Raw genomic sequence first — 25177 nt, 5'->3', positions numbered from 1 at the left:
TTTGAGCTTCTTTTTGTTTCGTTACGTCCAAACCCAAACCGATCAAGCCGATCGCATTACCGCAATCATCTTTGACCTGAGTTTTAATAACCTCCAACTGGTGGTATTCACCGTCAACCAACTGGAGCAATTCTTCAGAATAACAGGGAGTATCTTGGCTCCAGGCTTGTGCATCTGATACCATGCAGTTAGCAGATGCTTCTAATCCAAAAACTTCGGAATAGTGAGAGGCTGCTAAGAACAGCTCTTCGGGAATAGCTACATCTTCGCAGAAAGTTTTGTTGACTAATAACATCCGCCCGCTAGCATTTGCCATCCACACCCAGATGGGAGCATTGTCAATAATTCCCCTCAAAGTTTGCTTTTGAGCCGCGAGAGCAATTTCTATTTGTTTGCGCTTGATTCCCAGGGCGATCGAATCGGCAACTGAGGCAAAAGAAATCAGCGTAGATTCCGTTAACTCCTGGCGAGAAAACATGGCGATTACTCCCACCAACTGATTGTCAACAATCAACGGATATCCAGCAAAAGCCACCATTCCTTCTCGTTTCGCCCATTCTTTGTCGCTGACTCGGGCATCTTCTTGCACAGAATTAGTGAGGTGAGGTTGTCGCTCCCGGGCGATTAAACCAATCTTGAATTCACCGACAGCAATGCGGCTGTGAGCGCCGTCAATGTGAGTATAGAGGCCCGCGCTTGCTTGCAGATCCAAGACATTTCCCTCTTCATTCAGCGTCCAAATCCGAGCAAACGCAGCATCCAAATGGCGCACAACTGCATTGGTGCAGTTTTGCAAAGTTTCAGGTAAAGTGCGGTTTTCAGTCAGAGCTATTCCCACATCTGCTGTGAATGAAGAAAGTTTCAATTGTTCTGCTAAAGCTTGTTCTGCGAATTTGCGATCTGTAACGTCGGCAGCAACACCGAGACGCTGCTGGATTTTGCCCGACTCTGTTCTGCTAAATACAATATCGCGACTGACTAACCAGCGCCAACTATTTTGTCTGTCGAGCACCCGATATTCGTACTCAACCACCTCGCCGTCGGGAGCATTTTCTATTTGCTGGATATATCTGGGAAATTTAGCTAAATCTTCAGGGTGGATAATTGTCGGCAACAGATTGCTGCCCATTTCTTGAACTTCTGCAACTGTATAGCCGAGGAGGTCGGTGATTTCGCGGTTGGCGTACACATTTCGCTGCTCTATTTCGTCGTAAACATAGAGAATATTCGGACTGGTATCGGCAATGCGCTCAACAAAATGCTGACTAGCTTGCAGCGCTGCTTCTGCAAGTTTTCGATCCGTAATGTCGGTGGAATTACCAATAATTCGGTAGATGCTGCCAGAGGCATCGTGCAGGGGCGTCAGAGTTACGATAAACCAATTTTCTACACCTGCCAATTCGGCGCTATTTTCGTAATAAATCGAGCTGTCTGCGGCTAAACAATCGAGGTATCTTTGCCGAAAATCTGCTGCTACTGCTGGGGGAAACACTTCTTCGGGAGTTTTGCCTTTGACATCAGCGCTCAAAATGCCTGTAGATGCTTCTGTAGCTGCATTCCAACCTGCATAGCGCAATTCTCCGTCTGCGCCGACATCTACCACGAAAATAACTTGATTCGATCCGTTATAGATGCTGTTTAAAAATTCTTCTTGTTCGCGCAATTGTGCTTCGGCTTGTTTGCGTTCTGTAATATCGGTAGCACTTCCCACAATGCGACAAATTTTCCCAAATTCGTCTCGCAACGGAGTCAGAGTTGTCATAAAGTACACTTCGTGAGTTTCAAAACTAACAGCTTCTTCGTAAGAAAGAGATCTATTTTTGAGCAGGCATTCTCTTAATTTCTGCCGGAAAAACGCTGCCGTAGATGCTGGGAAAAGTTCTTCTGGAGTTTTGCCGCATCCTTCCTCCTTGCTGATGTTAACGAGTAACTCTGCTGCTCGATTCCAGCCGGCGTAGCGAAATTCTCCGTCTGCGCCGACATCTAGTACGAAAATACTGTAGTCCACACTGTCGTAGATGCTGCTCAGAAATTCTTTTTGCTGCCACATTTCTGCCTCGGCGCGCCGGGCTGGGGTAATGTCAGCGTGTACTCCTACCCACTCGCGAATGCTGCCATCTGCATTCAATACGGGTATACCGCGCACGCTCATATACCTGTACTCGCCGTCGTGCCGCAGCAAGCGGTGTTCTATTGCGAATAAGGTGCGATCGGCAAGTGCCTCAGACCACATCCTGGCAGTATATTCTCTGTCGTCGGGATGGATGTTATTGAGCCACCCCCATCCTTTAATTTCGTCGTAAGTCGCTCCCGTAAATGCACTCCATCCTGTTTGTTCGGTGACAACTTCGCCTGCGCCGGTAGTATCCCAAATAATTTGGGAGGTGGCTTCGGTTAAACACCGATATTTTTGCTCGCTTTCTTGCAGGGATTTTTCGGCTTGTTTGCGATCGCCAATATCAGAAATAGTGCCAATCATTCTCACCGGAGCATTATTTTCATCTCTTTCTACGACTTTCCCCCGCGCCAAAATCCATTTAAATTCGCCGGATTTAGCTAACATTCTATGCTCAACAGCATAGCCATTTTCTGAATTTTCCAAATAGGCATTTAATTTCTGGTTCAATACCAGTAAATCGTCGGGATAAACTAGCTGTGACAAACCGATTGCATTTGCTTGTAGTTCCTCTGGTTCGTAGCCCAACAAAGCACTGTACTCGTGGTTGCAATACATTTCATCAGTAACTATATTCCAATCCCACATTCCGCTGTCGGAGCCCCAAAGAGCTAGCTGCAACCGCTCTTCGCTTCGCCGCAGGGCGGCTTCTGCCTGTTTGCGATCGCTAATATCGCGAGCAACTCCCACCACGCCCGTGATGTTTCCAGAGCGATCGCGCAAAGGGCTTTTGGTAGCAAGAAATGTCAAGATGTTGCCCTCACTATCTTTTACTACTTCTTCGATGGTTTCCTCAATCCCAGATTGCCAGATCCGGCGGTCATTTTCCGCCAGGACATTTGCAATCTCCAGCGGAAATAATTCTGCATCAATTTTGCCAATAATTTCTGATTTTGGCTTGCCGATAATGCCAGCAGTCTGAGAATTTACCAATAGGTAGCGGCCCTGAATATCTTTGACAAAAATGCGATCGCCTGTACTTTCTATGACGTTTTCAAAGAGGATATTGCTCTCTTGTAGTGCTGCTTCTATTGCTTTGCGATCGGTGATGTCGCGAGATACGCCAATTACGCCGATAATATTTCCTTCTGCGTCTTTCCAAGGGCATTTTGTGGTTAGCAGCGTCCGCTTTTCTCCTTCCTTTGGGATAATTTCTTCATAATTTAAATATTGTCCCGTTGTCACGATCCTGTTGTCTAACTCTATAATTTTTTGAGCTGTTTCAGCAGGAAATAATTCTGTATCGTCTTTGCCTATAATTGCCTCGATCGATTTTTCAAGAAATTGAGCTACGGCAGAATTTACGATCGCGTAGCGGCCTTGAATATCCTTGACAAAAATGACATCCGGCGTGCTTTCAATCACGGAACGCAAGATTGAATTGCTGTGCTGGAGTGACTCTTGCACGAGCTTGCGATCGGTAACGTCGCGACCAAAACCATACATCAATTCTTCTTCACTGAAAGTGCTAGCAGTCCAGGCTATCCACTTGTAATACCCTTCGCGACACCGCCAGCGGTTTTCAAACCCAATGCTATTATTCCCCGCAGCAATCCTTTCAGCTTCTTTGAGAGTAGTTTCGCGATCGTCTGGATGCACGAATTCAATAAAGAGTTTGCCCACCATTTCGGCTGAAGAATAGCCGAGGATTTTTTCGGCTGCTGGGTTGATGTGCTTGATATAACCGTCAAAACCAACGACGCAGAGCATATCTGGCGACAGGCTAAAAAATCGATCGCCCTGGTTGAACTTGCTGGATTGGCGATCGTTGTAGGCTGCGACAGCAGAGACGTGCGATCGCGCGGACACCACCAACATGACAATATTGGCTACGGCCAAACATCCCAGGGCGAGTTGGCTATTGCACAAATTATCACCGCTCCCGGCTACCAGCAACCCGTTTAATACAAGCAGCACCACGCTCGCAACTGAGAATACACTACCTGAGGCGATCGTCGCGAGGCTGATTGTTTGTTCATACTGCATACTGCATTCTGCCTTCTGTCTGCTGGTGACTGCTGCCGTTAATTTTATCAATAATAGTTGCAGGAATTTAAACAATTTAGTGTTTTGTGATTCTTCTATATGAACTAGATCTTTCATTTTTTTGAATAAGTTTAATTTTTGATGAGTTAAGACTTAAAAACAACTCTAAAGATGTTAAAATACTGTAAGTTTTCCTAACTATTGGGAAATCAAGTATTTGAAATTTTTCCTTAATCCCTGCAACAAAACCATAAAATTAAGTGTATTTACGGAATTAGCGAGTAATATTTTTTTAGCTGCGGTGCGGCTTTTATCATTTTTTCTAAGGGCATAAAGGGTTTATCTTTGATAATGGACTAGATATTGCTGTTGGTCATTGGACATTTGGCCTAATCTAGCTAGTCCAGGACGCAAAATTTAATTATCTAGAGTGAGCCTGAAGCAGATTACCGCGTAAGAGTATCGTGTCAAACCACTTTTTGCGTAAGTTATGACCGGATTTGATGTACTAAAATACTGCGGCGAACTCCCTGACTGCTGGTTAAAAAACCCGGACTCTCCGTCAAATTCAACCAAATTTGATACTACTTATTAATTCTGAAGTTAAAATGAAGATCGACTGTTGATTTATGAAAATACAATAAAAAATGTTGGTAGCAGTTGTTAGTTAAATTCCTCTGTTCCTGGGTAATTGGGAATTTGGAATCTTGGCTGCTCGCGACTTGTGCTGTATCTCCACAAGATCTCGACAACGGCGTCTTGCTCCGACTTGTGGTGTATCTCGACGAGAGCTCGATAACCGCGTAGCCGAAGTAGCGGAGCCGAGGGGAGCCGCAGCAAGTCGAAGGGCCCGAATCGATCGGAAGTGTTGAATTTTGATTAGGAAAAATTCAACTATTTAATACAATTTCACAAAACTCTTGCTACAATCATCAATCTGATATTAATTATTAAAATTCCCACAACCCCGCGCTGGAGAGGCCAATTCCGTTGCCCTACAGCTCCTTGGCACAATTTATATGTAGCCTGAATTCTGGGATTTGGTTAGAATTGTATCCCATCAAACCACCACAATCAAATTGGTTGGATGAGGAATTTAGTCCGATGCTGCCAAAGGCTCGGGGTTAATTTAGCTAGCTAGATAATATCAAATTTGTTGCGATTCATCCCCAGGCGAGAGGGGCGCATTCGCAGCAGACAAAGCAGATTGGCGACCTAACTGCTGTTGCCGAATTCGATCTAAATTCCCCGCAGGAATAGCAGCTATCAGTTGCCGCGTGTAAGCTTGCTGCGGTTGGCGGTAAATACGCTCGGCTGTGCCAATTTCCTCGATTTTACCTTTGTTCATGACGATCGCGCGATCGCTCATAAACTTGACCACGCTCAAATCGTGAGAAATAAAAATATAAGTCAGTCCAAACTCTGTTTGCAACTCCTTGAGCAAATTTAAAACTTGCGCCTGCACGGATACATCCAATGCAGAAACCGATTCATCGCAAATAATAAACTTAGGATTCAAAGCCAAAGCTCTAGCAATACAAATTCGCTGCCGCTGTCCCCCGGAAAATTCGTGGGGGTAGCGCCGCATAAAATCGGGATTTAAACCCACTCTATCCAACAAATAAGCCGCGCGATCGCGCTGTTCTTTCTGGTTTTTGCCAAAGCTGTGAATCACCATCGGTTCCATCACAGCCTCCCCAACACTCAAGCGCGGATCGAGAGAACTATAAGGGTCTTGAAAGATAATTTGCAAATCGCGCCTCAGCCTTCGCAATTGGCGATCGTACTCTTTTTTGAGCCGATGATTAGCCATCCACTGCCCTCGGGAACTACTTTTGGCAGGAGGGGTAATTTCTTGGCCTTCAAAAAACACTTTACCGCTGGATATCGGAATTAATTGCAGCAATGCTCTCGCTAAAGTTGATTTACCGCAGCCAGATTCGCCGACTAAACCCAAAGTCTCGCCCGGATAAACCTCAAAAGAAATATCGTTGACTGCCATAAACAAGCGTTTAGTTTCGCCAAACATTCCTTGCACCGGAAAACCGACTCGCAAGTTATTAACAGCTAGCAAAGGCTCGCCAATATGTGGCAGACGAGGGGGTTTTCCGGTGGGAAAAGTGGAAAGTCCGCCGCTGCTGTCGCCATCTAAATCGACATTTTTCTCGACAATTACCAATTCGCCGCTAGCATTTGTAGTGACTTCCATAAAATCGGAAACTGTCGGTAAGCGGCGCATTTGGCGTTCGAGAGTTGGGCGGCAAGCTAAGAGACCTTTTGTGTAAGGATGTTGGGGATTGCTGAAAATTTGCTCGATCGCGCCGCATTCAACAATTTTACCTCGGTACATCACTGCCACCGTATCGGCAATTTCAGCAATGACGCCTAAATCGTGGGTAATAAAAATCATTGCCATGCCTCTAGAGTCCCGCAACTCGCGCAGCAAAGCTAAGATTGTGGCTTGCACGGTTACGTCTAAGGCCGTTGTCGGTTCGTCAGCAATTAATAAAGTGGGATTGCAAGAAATGGCCATCGCAATCATCACGCGCTGGATTTGGCCGCCGGAGAGTTCGTGGGGATAGCGATCGAGCATAGCTTGTTTTTGACCGTTGACGAGCTGCATGAAATCGCGATCGTCCTGGGCACCTGCTTCTTGCCGCAAAGCCAAACAGCGCTGCCGCAGTTCCTCATCCGCCGGTAGCAGCTTCACCTCTTGCAATAGCGAAGCAGCTTTGCGCCGCGCTGCTGTCTGGGATATCTTTTGGTGGAGACAAATGGCTTCTGTGAGTTGAAATCCGATCGTAAAAACGGGATTTAGCGAACTCATCGGCTCTTGAAAAATCGTCGCAATCTGGCTGCCCCGGTAGGTTTGTTTTTCCCTATCCGGCATTTCCAGCAGATTGACACGCTGCTGGCTAGCGCCGTCTGCTGCCGGAGAAAACCAAATTTCGCCCTGGATTTTCGTTAGCGAACTTGACAGCAAACCCATAACAGCCAGGGATGTTACCGATTTTCCCGAACCCGACTCTCCGACAATTCCCAGAGTTTGCCCTCGCTTCACCTCAAAGGAAATGCCGTCAACAGCTTTGACTGTTGCGGACGCATTGCCTGCATCCGCAGATTGAAATTCAACCCGCAGGTTGCGAACTTCTAGGACGGTTTCACTCATGGAAGTCTATGGCAAAAGTTAAAAAGAGATTAAGTGGATTTTGACATATCTCAGCCTCAAGGCCTGAGGAAAGTCTGAGATTTTCTGAAATTTGAAATTCTTTAACTGATGGCGATTTTCCTGCTTGCCAAGTTACAGATGCTCGGTTAGGGACACGGCGCACTGCCGATTAGTGTCAACTTAAGACTAAAACCCTTGATAAATCTCATTTCTATGCCTAGTCTAGATCCCCCTAAATCCCCCTTAAGAAGGGGGACTTTGAGAAGATTCCTGTCCCCCCCTTCTTAAGGGGGGCTAGGGGGGATCGGGCTTTAATGCTCTTGCCAGCAGTCTGTGACTACTTTTGACCTTAAGTTGACACCAATGCGATCGGTTGAGTTTCCCTACTATATTTCAGAGAATTGAAAACTGCCATAACACCCAAAACTCAAAACCCAGAACTACTTAACTGCCGAATGCCTGGGAAGAATTTTCTTCAATAACGGATGACTTGAGTGCCAGCAGGCAGTGCCGTCGTCTCGGAGACCTTTTGAAACACGGTTGCTTGGTCGTTTAAGGAATTCGGTCTTGGCAGCCCGGGATTTGTGCCTTCCACCTGAAGGCGCATTTGACCTTCGGGAGTCAACTCAAAAATAGTCTCAACGGTTTCGGTCTTGTTGAGGCTGACATCCAGGTGCATCGGTTTTGCAGCGAGATTAACTTTATACCTCGTTTCTTTGGCGCAGGGAGCTCCGTCGGGGCATTTACCCATCATGAACAATTTGCCTTCTGGGGCAAAGACGAAGGTGAAAGACTGACCGGAGGGGATTGTACCTTGCCATTGACCTAGAAGTTGCTTGTCGATATTGCTAGCGGCGGGGGCTGCTGCTTCGGCATTTGTTGGTGATGCTGCGGATGCTGGGCCTTGCGCGCCGTTGAAGCTGCTGGCGAGGATGCCGAAGCAAATGCCACCTGCGATCGCTTTGCCAATCATTTTTAAATTAGACATGAGACCGATCTCAAAATTGGTTGTTTCTTTTGTACACTGTAGCCATAAAACCGTGCTTTGTTTAATTTGAATCCATTTTTGGAAAATAAAATATATTGACGTAATATGGCATACAAACCGCTACAATTTCGGGAATCTGCCGAAAAAGTCGATTCCAACTCATATCTTGCACCATTCTCAAGAACGGGCTAGAAGCCCGTTCCACAAAAAATGAATTTTCTTGTGGAACAGGCCGGAAAGCCTGTTCATAAAAAGCTAATTGAGAAAGGTGCAAGATCTGAGTTCCAATGTTTTCGATCGCGATGATTGTGATGGTTCGCCGGTGCGCGCGATCGCTCGCTTTTTTGAGATGAAAGCGATCGCGCTGTTTTCGCAGCGGCGGATGTCTAAGATTCTGGTTGAGATTCTGGTTGAGATTCTGGTTGAGATTCTGGCGTAGCTTTCTGTTCTTTTCGATTTCGTTTTGTTCGCTCCAATGCCTCTGCGTAAGACCAAGCCACGCTCACAATCAAAGCTTTCCCAATACCGTCCAAATTTTTTTTAATCTCATCGTTATCCGGCGCTTGGGCTTTTGGGTTGCCATCGTTCGTCATATTTGTGTTTTCTCCCCGGCTGGTTTTTCTGGCGATTTTTTGCAATGTGCGATCGATACTCACAAATTCTAATTTTTAGCAGAAAGAATTGGTTGAAAGCCCCAAGTCTTTGAGGGACAAATTAAAATCAGACTATTCATTATTCCAATCCTCTTCCTTCTAGGTAGAGGTCGCTCCTCAACTGTCAACTGTCAACTGTTGAATGCACCCGCACCCTACTTATCTCTGAGGGTGTGACCTTGATTACTACGAATAATATCTTGACACTCCTCGACCTGAAGGTGCGAGGATTCTTGAGGAATTTCTACCTCAATTTCCCTGTTTCCAGGGTTCCCAGACTCCTCACGTTTGCTCAATCGAGCGCGAGGATATCTTCTGGGCGTTTAGGCGCGAACGCCAGGTTTCGCGGAGTCCCCGCGTACCAAATGTAAAGCTCGATCGCGAATAGTTTTTGCTGCACCTATATCAGCGTGTTCGTGGTAGCCACATTCAGTGCAAATGAACTTTTCGCCATCTCTATTAGACTTGTCGATGTGACCGCAATTCCGACATTCTTGACTAGAGTATTTGGGATTAACCTTGATTAAGATTTTTCCTTGCTTTGCAGCCAGATACTCAATCTTCAGTATTAACTCGCCCCAGCCTGCATCAGAAATAGAACGGTTTAAACCTCTCTTCCTTGATTGCCCATTTTTCAGAAATCTACCTGTTTTTTCGTCCACCTTCACTCGACATCGGCGCATCATGCCGGAAATATTCAATTCCTCTAGAGCAATCGCGTCAACGTTACGTGACACTATTTTATTGGCAACCTTCCATTGGTAAGCTTGGCGCTTATTGCTAATTCTTTGGTGGAAAAGCCCTAGTTTTTTAGCTGCTTTTTTGCGGTTATTACTCCCTTTTGCTTTTCGACTGACTTGTCTCTGTCTAATTCTCAGTGTGCGTTTAGCTTTTTTAGTGGCTGAAAACTTGGGATTTTTAATTTGAGTTCCATCTGATAGATGGACTAATTTTGTAATTCCCATATCGCAACCAATTACCTTGACGACATCTTTGAGAGGTTTTGTCGTGTAATCGGGGACAGACTTGTCCTCAATGCGGACGGATACATACCACCCATTCTGTCGCTTTCTTACCGCACAAGCTTTAATGGTAAAGCCACCAGGAATTGGGCGCGAGTTGTGGAAACGCATCCAACCTAACTTTGGCAAGTAAATTTTACTACCTTGTATTTTTACCCCCATCACAAATGTGAAGGAAGTGAAATTGTTGCGATTCTTGAATTTAGGAAAGCCGCGTCCGTCAAAAAAATTATTATAGGCAGTGTCTAACCGTTTGACGTTCTGTTGTAGAACTGTCGAATCTATCCCGGCAAACCAGGGTCTAGCTGCTTTCAATTGGGGCAACGCTGTGATTTGAATCTCGCCTGGGTTGCGCCGAGGGTTTTTAACTTTCCCCTTTTTATCTGTTTTGCCTATTTTCCAAGGTTCCCCAGTGGCACCGTTTTTACTGACACAACTGGTCAACGGACAGGATTCACTTTTGCTCCTAATGTCGCAATAGTTGCCTTGAATGAAATGTTGGCTATACTGAGTTATCCTGTCATTAAGACACCAGTTGAAATGGCTTCGCAACATATCCACCCAATTAGACATTTTTAAGTCTTGTGTTTGATTTGGACGCAACTTGTATACATAGTTACTCAACAATTTTAAATCCTCCTTTTCTTGATCTGTTATTAGTATATAGTGAAAGGCTTGCGTGTTTGTACTTTTTACATTTCTTTAGGAAAGAGGGTTTAAGGTTTATAGTTTTACTTACCAAGCCGTCCTATAAGGACGGGGTTTTAGACCCATCTGTGATAATATCATAAATAAGCTGATTGGATGAGCTAATCAGAAAGAAACCTTAACTGGGCTGGTCGTTCGCAGCACTGACTCCTGCTGAAACCTGCGCTTGTAATTTTCGATAATTTCCTGAATAGCTCGATTTTTTTCCTGGCTGCTTTCATAAATCAAAATAACTATTTTAGAGTTTTCTCGAATCAATATTCCGCCCTGGTTGAGAAACTGCCCGGAACCGTCTAATATAGTTAGCCCTTCCCGAAAACGAGGGGTAATAACTTCCTTGACAAACTCCTGCCATTCTGACTCAGAAATTGTCTCGCCTCCGGGTTTAGTTAAGCCAAAATACAGTTCATCTTTGAGGAAGGTTTTTGGACTCGCGTTAGTATCGGAAGTTTCGGAAATTTGAGCGCGGGCAATTGTCCCCGGACAAATCGGCACGAACAACAGCAGGCCTGCCAACCAAAGACTGTTAAGATGTTTGTTCTTCATGTGATTATCGTCACAAATAAACAAGTAGTAGGGTGCGCGAGTGCGATAAATCTTTAACTACCGACTATGAGACTGTGAGCACTCTCGGCACCGCCCGAACGATCGCACAATACAATACCGATGCTAGCATTCGCGATACAATTTAACATAAAATGCTGCCAACTCAAAAACCCAATTTCTCAGGAGAAACTGGGTTTTTGAGCGTCAGCCTTAGTTTATTCAGTCTTAGACCCACAGGGGGTCAGAAACCGGGTTTTTAATCAAAATCTTTTGTTAGCACCCTGACAAACGTAAAAAGCCCGGTTTCTAAGAAGATAAGAGCGTCAGGCGTAGTTTATTTGCGATCGCCTAATTGCTAAAGCCTAGTTTGGCTTTAACTTGAAATTGGCTACAGAATTAGAGTTGTAGGCGATCGATAAAACCTATCAAAACCCAACTCATGCGTCATATCGCGTCCGCTCGATTAACCGCAATCAGACTGGTTTGTAGTGCGGACTTAAGTCCGCAGCATTTGGCGGACTTAAGTCCGCACTACAAACATTTTTTGTGATGGCAATCGAACGGAAACGATATCAGTCAACTAGCTTTTTCAAACACAAATATCACCTTAACAGCAGCAAAATACTTCTACCTCTTACTAAAGTCATAACTTAGTTAAAAGCAGAAACATTATTTTTCAGCACAGGGTTAGACTGTTTTCAATCGATCGTGTTATAAAGGCAAAATTTTCATTTCAGGCGATCGCCAGTTTTGACATCAAACCAGTGCAGCAACTGAGACGGAAAAACCAGCTCGACAATTTCGGAACTCCACTGACGGTCATTTGGGAGCAAAGCGCGCACCGTTACTGATTCCAAACCTTTAACTCGGACGCTAACTAAATTTTGCATTCCCAAGTTTTCTACTAAATAAACCTCACCTTTAATTGCCTCTGGATCTGGCTTCTTCCTGGCTTCTACACCTGCAAAGCCCAGGTGTTCCGGGCGAATTCCCAAGACAATCTCTGGTGGGACTGTCGGCAGATTTGGTAGCGGAACTCCAGAATCGCCCAACATCGCAAAATTTCCCTGGCATTTAAGCACTAGCAAATTCATTTGCGGGCTGCCTACAAAACCAGCTACAAACTGATTTGCCGGACGGTTATAAATCAAGTGTGGCGGGTCTAATTGCTGCACGCTGCCGCTGTTAAGAACTGCGACTTTTGTAGAAAGTGTCATTGCTTCGGTTTGGTCGTGGGTAACGTACACTACAGGGGCTTTTTGGGATGAAAACAATTGTTTGAGTTCGGCCCTCACTTTTTCCCGCAATAAGGCATCGAGATTGCTTAAAGGTTCGTCGAGCAAAAATACTTCTGGTTGGCGCACTAAGGCGCGTCCGAGGGCTACTCGCTGCCGCTGTCCGCCTGATAGTTTTCCAGGTTTGCGATCGACTAATTCGGTCAATCCGAGGGATGCTGCAACTTCTGTCACTAAGCGGTTGATTTCGCTGGAGGAGATTTTGCGGAGTTTGAGGCTAGATGCCATATTGTCGTACACTGTCATGTGCGGATACAGCGCGTAACTTTGAAATACCATTGCAATATCCCGATCGCCCGGTCTGAGATATGTCACATCGCGATCGCCAATTCTAATCTCGCCTCTAGTGGGCTGTTCCAACCCTGCAATCAACCGCAGCGTGGTAGATTTGCCGCACCCGGATGGCCCCAGCAAGGTCAGAAATTCGCCCTCATTGACCTCTAAGCTAATGTCTTTTACGGGTACAACTTTGGGGCTGTAGGTTTTATTCAGGTTTTTTAGTTGCAGTTTTGCCATGATTTTTAAACTGTTGAATGTTGACTGTTAACTGTTGACTGTTGTTATTTGTTATTTGTTATTTCTTACAACTGACAACGAAGAGGGTGGGCACCGCCCTACAAAATAAATGACTAATGACTAATGACTAATGACTAATGACTAATGACTAATGACTAATGACTAATGACTAATGACTAATGACTAATGACTAATGACTAATGACTAATGACTAATGACTAATGACTATCCTTTTACTGCTCCGGCTGTTAAACCCTGAACTATCCGCCTTTGGAACACCAAAACTAGCAAAACTAAGGGTAAGGTTCCTAAAACGGTTGCTGCTGCGATCGGGCCGTAGGGAATCTCAAAGACTGATGCACCGCTGAGTTGAGCGGTGGCGACGGGAATTGTTTTGAGAGATTCGCGAGTCATAAATGTCAGTGCAAAAATAAACTCGTTCCAAGCTGAAATAAATGTCAGAATTCCGGTTGTAACCAAGGCGGGAAATGTCATCGGCAGCACGATTTGCCACAGCATTTGAAAAGTGTTGTAGCCGTCAACTTTAGCCGCATCTTCTAAATCTTTTGGCAGTTGTTGAAAGAAACTCCGCATTACCAAAATTGTTAGCGGTAGATTGATGGCTGTGTATGGAATAATTAAGGCTAAATAATTATTTCCTAAATCCAAAGCTTTGACTATTTCCAACAATCCTAAAAACAGCAACACCGCCGGAAATAGCGTCACAATTGTCACAGTTGCCAGAATAATTCTCTCGCCCCACAGCCGCAATCTAGCTAATGCGTAAGCTGCGGGAGCACCTACTGCTAAACACAGCAGTGTTGAAGTAATGGAAACAAAAGCGCTATTTAAAATGTAAAGTGCAAAGGGGCGGCGCTGGAATAAGGACAGGTAATGATCGAAGGTAATCCGTGTGGGAATGTAGACGTTGGGAATTGCTGAGATATCGGCGTTTACTTTGAAGGAAGTCAGCACCTGCCACACGATGGGTGCGAGGAAATATGCGACAATTAATATCGCTGATAGGGGCAAGATTAATTGCCGGATCTCAAAGGTTTTTTTTGTGGTAGGTTGTTCGCGGGCGATCGACATAATTTAATTTCCTCCGGCTGCATTGACGCGGGCTCTCGATAACAGGTAACTGGCGATCGCAACTGCGGCCACTAACAGCAAAAAAGTACACACCACCAAAGCGGCCCCGTACCCAAAGTCTAAATACCTCATCACCGTGCTGTAAATGTAGATAGAAACCGTCTCCGTCGCTCCAGCCGGCCCCCCTCCCGTCATCACCTGAATCAAGTCAAAAATGCCGAATGCTTGGGCAAATCGAAACAGCAAAGCAATTACAATTTGGGGCATCAGCAGCGGCAGAGTAATTTGACGGAAACTCTGCCAACTACTCGCGCCGTCAATGGCGTGGGCTTCATACAAATCACCGGAAATCGATTGCAGTCCTGCTAACAAAAGCAAGCTGACAAAGGGCGTAGTTTTCCAAATATCGGCTGCAATCACTGCCATCATTGCCAAAGTCGGATCTCCCAACCAGCTAATGCTCTTTTGAATCAATCCCAAGCGCAGTAAAATGTCGTTAATTACGCCGTATTGGTCGTTAAAAATCCACGCCCAAGCTACACCCATCAATGCAGTCGGCAGCGCCCAAGGTAGCAGGGAAATTGTCCGCACAATGCCGCGCCCCGTGAAAGATTGATTTAAGACTAAAGCAATGCCCATGCCGAGAATTAATTCCAGTACAACAGAGGCGACAGTAAAGACTGTGGTGTTGCTTAAAGTTTGCCAGAAACGCCCGTCGCCTAACATTCGACCGTAGTTAGCAAAGCCGGAAAAAACCAGTTTTAATTCAGTTCCAAGATTTTGGGTGAATAAACTCAGCCAAAACGCGCGCAAGATTGGGTAAGCAAATACTAGCAGCAGAATTATCAATGCTGGTGCTACTAATATCCATCCGGTTCTTTGTTCGCGCTGTCGCATTTTGTCTGCTTGCATATTTTTAATCCTAATTTATGTTGGTTCTCAGAAACATAAGGTACGTTGTTGGGCTTTAGCCCTCTTTAAGGGTTATATAAGCTGTCAGTCATACCTCATCTTTTTGAGAAAGGCTATAATTGTTGGGTTTGTATAATGCCAGCTATGGCACAGGTGCGTAACTATGAGATTATCGATTTTTGATGGATTTATCGCAGGCGACGCACCCTACGGCTGTTACATAATTGTTGGGTTTGTGTAATGCCAGCTATGGCACAGGTGCGTCGCTATGAGATTATCGATTTTTGATGGATTTATCGCAGGCGACGCACCCTACGGCTAAGAGGGCGGGCACGGGGGCACCGCCCCTACCTGTCAACTGTCAACCTTCCTAATAAATTGCGAGTTTCACTAGCCGCCGCTTTCATTGCTTGTGTCGCAGTCATTTTCCCGGTAAAAGCTGAACTCAAATAGCGCTGCAAAATATCAGAAGCTTGAGCGTATTGTGCTATGGGCGGGCGCAAAGCTGGTTTTTCAACTACTTTTAGGAGTTGCGGGTAGTGGGGATATTTGGCGACTATTTCTTTGTCGGTAAATAGGGATTTGTAACTGGGAACTAAACCTGTTTCTAAAATGAATTTGCGCTGGGTTTCCTCGCTGGTGAGGTATTTAATTGCTTTCCAGGCTTGTTCTGGATGTTTTGAGGTTTTGGATATTCCCCAGCCCCAGCCGCCCAAGCAGGAACCGCCTGTTTTACCGATACTGCTGAGCATTGGCTCGATCGCAATTTTGCCTCTCACTTTAGATCCCTCGGCGTTTGCTAGCTTCCAAACATAGGGCCAGTTTCGCAAAAACAGCGCTTTGCCGTTTTGAAACAACAGCCTGGTTTCTTCTTCGCCGTAGGTAGTAACACCCGGTGGAGAGATGCCAGAGGCGATCGTATTTTTGAGAAATTCCACTGCTTTAATCGCCTCGGGTTTATCTAACCCAACTTCCAAAGTTTCAGGATTAGCCCAGAAGCCGCCGAAACCCGAGAGCACTTCGACAAACATCGCAGATACTCCCTCATATTGCTTACCTTGCCACAGATAACCCCAAGTTGCTTTTCCTTGTTTCTGTAAGTTTTGAGAGATTTTTACCATCTCTTCAAAATTTTTTGGTGCTGGAATTCCGGCTTGTTTTAAAATGTCTTTGCGGTAATAAAGCATTCCGGCATCCGAAGCGTGGGGAATTCGGTAAAGTCTGCCGCGATACCGCCCGCCTTCGACATTACCGGGGATGAATTTTGCAAGTTGTTCGGGGGGAATTCTGTCGGTTAAATCCCTTACCCAACCTGCGGCGGCAAATTTGGGAACCCAAACGATATCCATGTTGATGATGTCGTAGGGCGATTCGCCTAAAAGAAAGGCAGATGTGTAAAGATTTTCTACCAGGTTTGTGTCAAATGGCCCTTCGACGAGGTTGATGCGAATATCGCGGTTTTTCTGCTCAAATTCTTTGACAAACGGTTTCCAGTTGAGAATGTCTTGCCCTTGCATTAACATCGTCAGCACAACTGGCTGCTGAGTCAGTGCGGGCAGAATAAATAACAGCAAGACGGCTGCTAATGTGACAGCGAATAAGGCCAAAAGACGGCGGCGTTTTTGCCTTCGCTGGGGCGGGGAATTTATTTTTGGCATTGGCTTTTGAGATATGGCTGTGCGATCGCCTTACCGATCTCATAACTCGCTTTCTTTCGTTTTGCGGGATTTACCGAGTTTGTGCAATGAAAATATAAGTGAACTTTAGCTTACTTAATAATTATTGAGTGAAAAGTACAAATTTTGAGATTACAAGTTCGATCGCAAGTTAAGCAAACATCTATCTACAGGCAGATATCGAGAGTCTTGTCAAATATCGTTTCCGCTGGCATTTGGCCTTGACTTGATTGAATCGTGGGGCGGTGCGTGAGTAATAGTCTCGAAGTGTGGATTGAAATATTTCTCGCCCTCACGCACCCTACAAATAAATCATTCTTCTTCCTTCTTCCCTCTGTCAACTGCCAACTGTCAACTGTCAAATCTTCCTTCTAAATATAAAAAACACCGCTCCTCAAAATAGGAGAACGGTGTATAGGGGGTGTTATGGGTTGTTGTCTGAAACTAACCCTAACAAATCGCCATTTGCTCCGGGTAGGCCTTGTGATGGTTAAAAAATTGGCACAAACCCAAACACCTACCGGGATCGCGATCGACATTTACGATTAGCCCAACCATTCCACAACAGAATCTTCCTTAGTGTTGGTGCGACGTTCAGGGGTTTCGCGCTCGAATTTCATGTGGACGGCGCGATTTTGTTCGCCATCTGCTGCTACTGCAAAAATCGGATAGTCGATCAAGCCGTCTTGGAAAGACATCTGGAACCGGAAAGTGCCGTCAGCATTCAGTTTGATTGGTTGTCCGCCTACATAAACGGTGGCGTCTGGTTCGGTGGCGCCGTAGACGATCAATTCAGCATCAGCAACTAACCAGAATTGGCGGGGGCGCATCGGGGCGGCAAAGCCAACTCCCGACATACCGACACCGGAGGACATACCGAAACCGGACATCGTGAGGCCAGACATTCCGACACCGGACATGGTGAGGCCGGACATACCCACACCTGAGGCAGTCAGGCCGGACATACCCACACCTGAGGCAGTCAGGCCGGACATACCCACACCTGACGCGGTGAGGGCAGAGATTCCGGCCCCAGCCCACATTCCAACACCGGAGGGGAACACGTAGGAACTCAAAGCTTGTTCGTGGATTGCGGATTGCTGGATCGAACCTGCAACGTGCTGCATGGAACCGAACATGGAACCTGCTACGCGCAGCGATTCTGCCGATTCTGCCATGCCGAAAATTTGTTCGTAGATGGCGCTACCGGTGCTGTAACCGACGCCATTGGTTGCTTGTGCCATTTTCTTGGCTGGGGGAACCAGTTCGGCGAAGGTTTGGCCGCGCAAGTCTTCTTCCCAGTCGAGGGTGATGAATTGGTCTTCAATCCAGTCACTGGGATAGATGGGCGGGACGCGGACTTCTGCCGATCGCGCTAACACCAACCAACGGCCGTCTGCACAGCGATAGCCGATGTCGATCGCATAATCGCGATCGCTAACGGGGATTGGCACGTACCACTCGCGGGCCAGTTCGTCGCAGGGATATTCTTGAATGCTGTGAGGGCTTTGGATGTCGAGGTTAACATCTGTAACGTCGTAGATCCGCAGGGCGAGTTGCTGTCCACCTTGGCGGCGCAATTCTTCTTTGCGATCGTTGGGGATATCCCAGTAGGTGTAAGCCCATTCTGGATCGCGGGGCATCAAAACAACCCGGCTTTCACCGTAACCGTTGGGCAAATCTGCTAAACCTTCATCTACGGACGACAACGAACCGCCTGTTCTATCTTCTTGACCTAGTTCAAACTTTGCTGCTTCCACTGCTTCTTGTGCCTCTAGTTTGCGAGATGGACTGTATGAAAACTTGTTGCGCTGAATTTCTTGAATTGATGCCAGAAGTTGCGATTTCCGCATCCGGCTGTAGCGAGAGACTCCACATTCGCTAGCAACTCTGCGGAGTTGTCGCAAAGTCATCTCTTCTAATGGTGGGCGTTCTTTTGCCATGAGTTTGTTCTCCACTAATTTGGATGGCGGGTTAGATTTTTCGATTCAACACTAATGTGTTGATTTTTTGAGTTAGAAACTCTTTTAAATACAAGTACGATCGAGCTTCTTAATCTCTCCAACCTTTGAAGCCTTGCTAGTTTTTAGCTTGTCTTGTCCCCAATTGCGATCGGGGTTTTTGACTTGGGGGCTTCTGCGCGCACCGTCCGATCTAAATAAAGCTTTATCTATCGATTCTTGATTTACAAACAAGATCGATTTTGCGAGTGCGATCGGTGCTGCTAGCAACGCTGTGCCGGCAGCACACGCGCTATCTGACTCCCAAAGTTGCTCAATCGAAGCATTTCTTTGGGATCGCTTTGTCATGACTTAATGTTGCAGACAATTCCCAGTCTGGTCAAGGGGTCTTTTGCCTGAATCATGGGTACTTATACGCATTTTCGTGATTTTGGGGATCAATATGTCAGGGAATCTTGATATATGGGATCGTCAGGGGATCGGTATTGAGACTAATGTCATGATTTAATGACATATGCTGAGACGGCTTTGGAGGGTGGGTTTGGAGGGTGGCCAGAAACCCAGTTTCTGCGAGATTTTACGCATCCTCACGAGATATAGCGGTTTTGAGAAAGATGAGGTACGTTGTTGGGCTTTAGCCCTCTTAGTGGAACTGGTGATATAACCTGTCAGTCATATGTCATCTTTTTGAGAAAGGCTATATTCGCGAGAAACCCGGTTTCTAAATCCCGCGCCAACTTACTATAGTTGCGCGGCCAGAAACCGGGTTTCTATGAGATTTTACGAATCCTGACGAGATATTCGCGAGAAACCCGGTTTCTAAATCCCGCGCGCCAACTTACTATAGTTGCGCGGCCAGAAACCGGGTTTCTATGAGATTTTACGAATCCTGACGAGATATTCGCGAGAAACCCGGTTTCTAAATCTCGCGCGCCAACTTACGATCTCCAGCGATACTCCTGAAGATCAGCAATAATTTCCCTCACTGTCTCCGCGTTGGGCGATCGCAAATGCTGTAAAATCTCCAAAGATTGCTGTAAATAATTCAAAGCTTGGTCAAAATCTCTATGCAATGCTAACAACCTTCCTAACATTGCGAAACTAGCAGCTTTCCCTTGAAGATTGCCAATTTTTTCCGTAACTTCGAGAGATTGTTGATAAAATGCGATCGCCTGTTCTACTTCTCCTTGATTGGCATAGATTCCTGCTAGTTGGTGCAAAGTAGCAGCTTTCCCTTGAATATTGCCAATTTTTTCGTAAATTTCGAGAGATTGTTGATAAAATGCGATCGCCTGTTCTACTTCTCCTCGATTGGCATAGATTATTGCTAGTTCGTGCAAAGTAGCTGCTTTCATCTTAATATCGCCGATGCGTTCAAAGATTTCCATAGCTTGCTTTTCGAGAGTAATTGCTTTTTCAATTTCCCCTAGATTCTGCTCAACAATTGCTAATTCATGCAAAGTATTTGCCTTGATATCCCCTAAATCTTCATCATCCTTCGCCAAATCTAAAGCTTGTTCTAAATGATACTTTGCTGCTTTATATTCACTCCGACTGCGGTAAGCAATCCCCAAATCATTCAAAACCCTAATCCGAGTTTTCAAATCCCTTTCAGTTTCCTCGCGCCCACTCGACGGAGTATATTCAATCAATAACCGTTGCAATAAATCAATTCGTTCCTGCTTTTCTGGAACCTCGCAATTGCTAATCCCTTTGCTAGCATCCAGAGTTTGAGAAATCGCATCATCTCTAGTATTTGCCGGAGTTTTGAACACAAAAGTTGCCGAATTCCAGGCCCAGAAATCCGGCGCATAAGTAGCAACTCGCGTAATCGCATAATCTGGCAAACAAAACAGCATTAGATGCGGCACCATCACCGGATAAGCATCTCGCACCCAATTAAAATCCACCAACATCGGCGGATATTCCCCCGTCATCCCGATCGCATTTTCCACTCCCCGCACAATGAAAATCAACTTTTTGTCTGGTTGAACCTTAACTGTTGGCAAAACCTTCAGAATTTCATCCAACAAAAAGCGCATCTCAGGATCGGGAAAATCCCAAATCTCAAACTGCATATCTTGACAATCGGGATGACTAATTAAAGCCTGAATAATCGCATCTCTATCCTTCGCAAAATTACAGTCAATAAATCCCAAATCAAAGGCATCATCGGGAACAATATCGACAAACGTCAGCAATTGGTCAAAAGACTCTTGATTGAATTCAATTATCCTTTGCTGATGTAATTCAGGGATTTCCTTGGATTGATGCCAGGGCTTGTTGGAAAGCATAACTTTGTTTTACGAGTGGGTTGACATAATTCCACCGACTACTCCCGTTGTATTCCAGAACGGCAAGATTGAATAATAAATTTTGTCCCATTTCATCTTTATTAATATCTTTTTTGAGGCAAACTTGCGCTAATATGGTGTAATAATCTAGCGTAGGAATAGACCTTTCAAAGTCAAATTGCTGTTGATTTAAAGCGTAAGTTACATCTTCAGCCAAAACTTTACTGTGTTTGCGAGTAACGGCTGTACGACAAGCTGATCGAGTTATCTGCATCAATTGTCGCACATGACCACCACTAGCTTTTGCCAAATCTAGCAACTGTTGTCGATCGTCAAATACGGCATCAACATCAACCCGTTGCTCGATCAAACTAGCAACTCCCTCTAATCTTTGCTGATTGTAATCTAAATCGCACTCACTGCGATTAAACTCATAAATATTCACCATGGGTACAATGTTGGGATTGCCAAACAAATTGCTAACATTTTTATAGGAATGAATTACCGAAATCGGCACTGTATAGATAATTGTACAGTCTAATTCTTGGAGTTGAGGAGCGTAATCAAAAAACAAATGATTGCCAACATTTGGATTAACCCGATCTAAGTTATCAACAATTACCAAAAATCCTTTTTGATATCGGTCTGGATATTTTTGTCTCACCTTCTCAAAAGCATCTTGAAACAACAAATTAATATCTGTTTGCAAGCGGGATAGATTGCGCTGAAGAGTTTCCCGAATCACCTGTTTTTGTTGACTAGAACCTTTGATTTGACCGAGCAATTTTGCTGTTAACTTATAAATAAACGGAATCTCAGATCCTGCACTTGCTTCAGTTTCGATGCTAACGGAAGATTGAACAGTTTCTTCTGTTTCTTTGGTGACTTCTTTAAACCAGGATTCAAAACGCTCTAAAAGTGTCGAGTCAAACTTCAATCCCAATTTAGTCAAATCATCAGCTACTTTATTGATAAACAGCAAATATAAATCGGTATATTCAGCATCATTAACATCCAGTTCCTGATCGAATTCTATGTAAATCACCCGATAGTCATTTTTCCACCGCGACTGAAGGCGTTTTAACTCTGTACTTTTGCCACATCCCCGATGCCCGGTAAACAAAATTGTGTTAAATTCTCCCGGTTCTTGAAAATCCAAATCCGTGCTAACATCTTCGATCGCGACTGTGTTGCGTACTGCCGACAAATCCACATAATATCGGGCCATATCATCGCCCGTCAGAGGCTTGACATCGCAAGCGCGGTAAGCTTCTTTGAGTGTTTTGGCGCGGTTGGCTGGGAGTGAAGTCATCGGATTGCAGATTGTAGATTGTAGATGGAAGCCACAGTTGATTGCGATCGCGGGCGATCGCAATGTGGAGCTTTTCAACCCAATTCTAACTCATATCTCACACGATTCTCAAAAATCGAAGATTGAGAAACCGGGTTTTTGCCCAAATCTGTGACTCATACCGAATTATTCTGATAACAACCCGGTTTCTTCGATCGAAGCGCGTCCAGGACTGACATAGAATAGGTAATAGCCATCGCGAGGCCGCACAATATGCTCAACAACACCATCACCATTCCCCAAACCTTCAAAGTAACTCACGAACAGTTCCAGCAAATTGCTGCCGTCAACCGTGAGTTAAGGCTAGAGAGAAATGCTACAGGAGAATTAATTGTTATGCCCCCGACAGGAAGCGATACAGGCAAAAGAAACCTAGATATAGAAGGACAAATCTGGCTGTGGAACCGCCAAACTAAGCTGGGAGTAGCATTCAACTCTTCTACTGGTTTTCAATTACCCAATGGTGCCGATCGCTCTCCTGATGCTTCCTGGGTTAAAGTAGAACGGTGGCAAGCCCTCACAGCCAAAGAACAAGAAGGTTTCGCTCCCATTTGTCCCGATTTTGTTGTAGAATTGCGCTCTAAATCTGACAACATGGAACCGCTGCGAGAAAAAATGCGAGAATACATCGCAAATGGTGCGCGTTTGGGCTGGTTGATCGATCGCAAAAATAAGAAAGTAGAGATATACAGGTGCGATCGAGCTGTCGAAATATTAGCTCATCCTACCACTTTGTCCGGGGAAGATGTATTGCCGGGATTTGTCTTAGATTTAACAGATGTTTGGTAATCTTTCTAAATCCTGGATAATTATCTCTCAGTCTGCGGAGGCAGACTTCGTTTGTATAGCTGCGGTTTCAACCGCCGATTGATACAGTTGCTTTGTCAGGGGAAGATGTATTGCCCGGATTTGTCTTAGATTTAACAGATGTTTGGTAATCCTTCTAAATCCTGGATAATCATCTCTCAGTCGGCGGAGGCTGACTTCGTGTTTGTAGCTGCGGTTTCAACCGCCGAGTGAGATCGTGTCCGCTCGATCGACTATAATTAAGATTGGTTCGCCCTATCGGACGAAAGCCTTTACAAACCTGCGGACTAAAGTCCGCACTACAAACTGAATTCTTTAAAATTTGCGGACTAAAGTCCACACTACAAACTAATATAATAAATTAGAGCAATACATCAATCCCAAATCTCAAATCCCATGTCCCTAACGCTTTACAACAGCTTGACCCGCCGCGAATCACCTTTCGAGCCCCTCGAACCCTCAAAGGTGCGGATGTATTGCTGCGGCGTTACGGTGTACGATTACTGCCACGTCGGGCACGCCCGCGCTTACATTGTCTGGGATATGGTGCGCCGATATCTGATGTGGCGCGGCTATGATGTACGCTACGTACAGAATTTTACCGATATTGATGACAAGATTCTCGATCGCGCCCGCGAGACAAATTCTACAATGGAAGCGGTAGCCGATCGCTTCATTGACGAATATTTTGCTGATATGGACAAGCTGAATATTCTCAGGGCTGATGAATATCCCCGCGCTACCCACTCAATAGACGGCATCAAACGGCTGATTCACGAGTTAGAAAATAAAGGTTTTGCCTATGCCAACAGCGGCGATGTTTACTACAGCGTTCGCAAGTTTGACAACTATGGAAAACTGTCCGGCCGCAAGTTGGAAGAAATGGAAGCCGGGGCTAGCGGCAGATTGGAAACCGCTGAAATAGAAGCTCAAAAAAAGCAAGATTCATCAGATTTCGCTTTGTGGAAAAGCGCTAAACCCGGTGAACCTTTTTGGGAGTCATCTTGGGGAAAAGGTCGCCCCGGATGGCACATAGAATGTTCGGCGATGGTGCGCGATTGCTTGGGCGAAACTATTGATATTCACTGCGGCGGTTCCGATTTAACTTTTCCGCATCACGAAAACGAAATTGCTCAATCTGAAGCTGCGACGGGCAAGTCTTTGGCAAATTATTGGATGCACAATGCTTTTGTGACTGTCAATGGCAGAAAGATGTCGAAGTCTTTGCACAATTTTATTACTATTCGCGATTTGTTGGAGGGGAATTGGTCGGGTGATTTGGAATCTGATTCCCCCTCAGAGGGCGGCCACGGGGAGGGCGGGCACGGGGGCACCGCCCCTACAAAGGGGGGGAGTCAGAATAATTCAAAAGCGGTGGAACCGATGGCGGTGAGGCTGTTTGTGTTTATGGCGCAGTACCGCAGTCAAATTGATTTTACCGAAGAGGCGATCGCATCTGCTCGAAATGGCTGGAATACTATCAACGAAGGCTTGCTTTTTGGACTCCGATATGCCGATAAACTGAGTTGGGATGTTGAGAAAACTGAACAAGATACCAAAGCTGTAGGGGAATTCCAAGCAGCGATGGACAATGATTTCAATACTCCGGCTGCTTTGGCTGTTTTGTTTGAACTTGCTAAGGAATTGGGTAAGGAAAGCAATATTTTGGTGCATCAAGGCAAAACTGAAACTTTGCCGGAATTGTTACAGCAAAAGTGGCTGACTTTGGTTAGTTTGGCGGGGGTTTTGGGCTTGGAGGTGCAGCCGGCAACTGACAGCGATGCGGCGGTTGGCGGTTTGAGTGATGCGGAAATTGAAGCGATGATTCAGCAGCGGAAGGATGCCAGGATTGCTAGGAATTTCGCTGAGGGCGATCGGCTTCGCAATGAACTTAAGGATAATGGGATTACTTTGATTGACCAAAAGGATGGTACCACGATTTGGCATCGCGGTTAAAAAACTGGTTCGTAGTGAGGAATTCATTCCTCTTGGACGGACTGAAGTCCGTACTGCGAACCTGGGTTT

Annotated in this window: 18 protein-coding genes; 4 read left to right on the top strand and 14 right to left on the bottom strand. The window is 45.5% G+C overall.

From position 1 onward, the window contains the following. The 3 genes from QZ918_RS19730 to QZ918_RS19720 all read right to left on the bottom strand — a co-directional run. Positions 1-4279, bottom strand: a 4279-nt coding sequence (locus QZ918_RS19730; RefSeq protein ID WP_293337854.1) for a PAS domain S-box protein, incomplete at its 3' end; no start/stop codon positions are given. 1030 nt (positions 4280-5309) lie between these two features. Next, a complete protein-coding gene (locus QZ918_RS19725) occupies positions 5310-7331 on the bottom strand; it encodes an ABC transporter ATP-binding protein (RefSeq protein WP_293337853.1) in 2022 nt (673 codons plus the stop codon). A gap of 475 nt (positions 7332-7806) precedes the next feature. Continuing rightward, positions 7807-8319: a hypothetical protein gene (locus QZ918_RS19720; protein WP_293337852.1), complete on the bottom strand. Its 513-nt coding sequence runs from the start codon at positions 8317-8319 to the stop codon at positions 7807-7809. Between the two features lie 268 nt (positions 8320-8587). Between QZ918_RS19720 and QZ918_RS19715 the strand changes: the two genes are divergently transcribed. Beyond that, on the top strand, positions 8588-8758 hold the full coding sequence (locus QZ918_RS19715; RefSeq protein WP_293337851.1) for a hypothetical protein: 171 nt from the start codon (positions 8588-8590) through the stop codon (positions 8756-8758). Here the strand turns inward: QZ918_RS19715 and QZ918_RS19710 are convergent. From QZ918_RS19710 to QZ918_RS19680, 7 genes are all read right to left on the bottom strand, one after another. Then, complete coding sequence (locus QZ918_RS19710) at positions 8706-8975, bottom strand: hypothetical protein (RefSeq protein ID WP_293337850.1); 270 nt, start codon at positions 8973-8975, stop codon at positions 8706-8708. The two genes, QZ918_RS19715 and QZ918_RS19710, sit on opposite strands and share 53 nt — an antisense overlap. A 320-nt stretch (positions 8976-9295) precedes the next feature. Then, complete coding sequence (locus QZ918_RS19705) at positions 9296-10618, bottom strand: RNA-guided endonuclease InsQ/TnpB family protein (protein ID WP_293149149.1); 1323 nt, start codon at positions 10616-10618, stop codon at positions 9296-9298. A 189-nt stretch (positions 10619-10807) separates the two neighbouring features. Next, entirely contained in the window at positions 10808-11248 is a 441-nt protein-coding gene (locus QZ918_RS19700) for a DUF3574 domain-containing protein (RefSeq protein ID WP_293337849.1), read from the bottom strand. A gap of 728 nt (positions 11249-11976) precedes the next feature. Beyond that, a complete protein-coding gene (locus tag QZ918_RS19695; RefSeq protein WP_293337848.1) occupies positions 11977-13059 on the bottom strand; it encodes an ABC transporter ATP-binding protein in 1083 nt (360 codons plus the stop codon). Positions 13060-13284: 225 nt separating this feature from the next. After that, complete coding sequence (locus QZ918_RS19690; protein ID WP_293149142.1) at positions 13285-14151, bottom strand: carbohydrate ABC transporter permease; 867 nt, start codon at positions 14149-14151, stop codon at positions 13285-13287. Between the two features lie 3 nt (positions 14152-14154). After that, positions 14155-15063: a carbohydrate ABC transporter permease gene (locus QZ918_RS19685; protein WP_293337847.1), complete on the bottom strand. Its 909-nt coding sequence runs from the start codon at positions 15061-15063 to the stop codon at positions 14155-14157. Between the two features lie 347 nt (positions 15064-15410). Further along, positions 15411-16721 carry an ABC transporter substrate-binding protein gene (locus QZ918_RS19680; RefSeq protein ID WP_293337846.1) on the bottom strand — a complete coding sequence of 437 codons (1311 nt, stop codon included), beginning with the start codon at positions 16719-16721 and terminating at the stop codon, positions 15411-15413. A 267-nt stretch (positions 16722-16988) separates the two neighbouring features. On the opposite strand from QZ918_RS19680, the gene QZ918_RS19675 reads away from it, so the two are divergent. Continuing rightward, complete coding sequence (locus QZ918_RS19675; protein WP_293337845.1) at positions 16989-17114, top strand: hypothetical protein; 126 nt, start codon at positions 16989-16991, stop codon at positions 17112-17114. Between the two features lie 170 nt (positions 17115-17284). On the opposite strand, the gene QZ918_RS19670 is transcribed toward QZ918_RS19675, so the two are convergent. The 4 genes from QZ918_RS19670 to QZ918_RS19655 all read right to left on the bottom strand — a co-directional run bounded on the left by QZ918_RS19670 (position 17285) and on the right by QZ918_RS19655 (position 22384). After that, the gene (locus QZ918_RS19670; RefSeq protein ID WP_293337844.1) at positions 17285-18682 is read right to left on the bottom strand and encodes a DUF4912 domain-containing protein; all 1398 of its coding nucleotides are present in this window, start codon (positions 18680-18682) and stop codon (positions 17285-17287) included. Between the two features lie 84 nt (positions 18683-18766). Beyond that, positions 18767-19048, bottom strand: coding sequence for a hypothetical protein (locus QZ918_RS19665; RefSeq protein WP_293337843.1), 282 nt, complete (start codon positions 19046-19048; stop codon positions 18767-18769). A 590-nt stretch (positions 19049-19638) separates the two neighbouring features. Further along, complete coding sequence (locus QZ918_RS19660; protein WP_293337842.1) at positions 19639-20994, bottom strand: tetratricopeptide repeat protein; 1356 nt, start codon at positions 20992-20994, stop codon at positions 19639-19641. Continuing rightward, on the bottom strand, positions 20951-22384 hold the full coding sequence (locus tag QZ918_RS19655; protein WP_293337841.1) for a P-loop NTPase fold protein: 1434 nt from the start codon (positions 22382-22384) through the stop codon (positions 20951-20953). Before QZ918_RS19655 ends, QZ918_RS19660 begins: the two co-directional genes overlap by 44 nt. Before the next feature lie 174 nt (positions 22385-22558). Between QZ918_RS19655 and QZ918_RS19650 the strand changes: the two genes are divergently transcribed. Both QZ918_RS19650 and cysS read left to right on the top strand, forming a co-directional pair. Further along, a complete protein-coding gene (locus QZ918_RS19650) occupies positions 22559-23134 on the top strand; it encodes a Uma2 family endonuclease (protein WP_293337840.1) in 576 nt (191 codons plus the stop codon). 414 nt (positions 23135-23548) lie between these two features. Further along, complete coding sequence (cysS, locus tag QZ918_RS19645; RefSeq protein ID WP_293337839.1) at positions 23549-25108, top strand: cysteine--tRNA ligase; 1560 nt, start codon at positions 23549-23551, stop codon at positions 25106-25108. Positions 25109-25177 lie beyond the last annotated feature (69 nt).

The organism is Microcoleus sp. CAWBG58 (assembly GCF_020883045.1).
Taxonomy (GTDB): domain Bacteria; phylum Cyanobacteriota; class Cyanobacteriia; order Cyanobacteriales; family Microcoleaceae; genus Microcoleus.
Note: the sequence above shows the minus strand (reverse complement) of the source record. Positions and strands in the feature narration are given on the sequence as shown.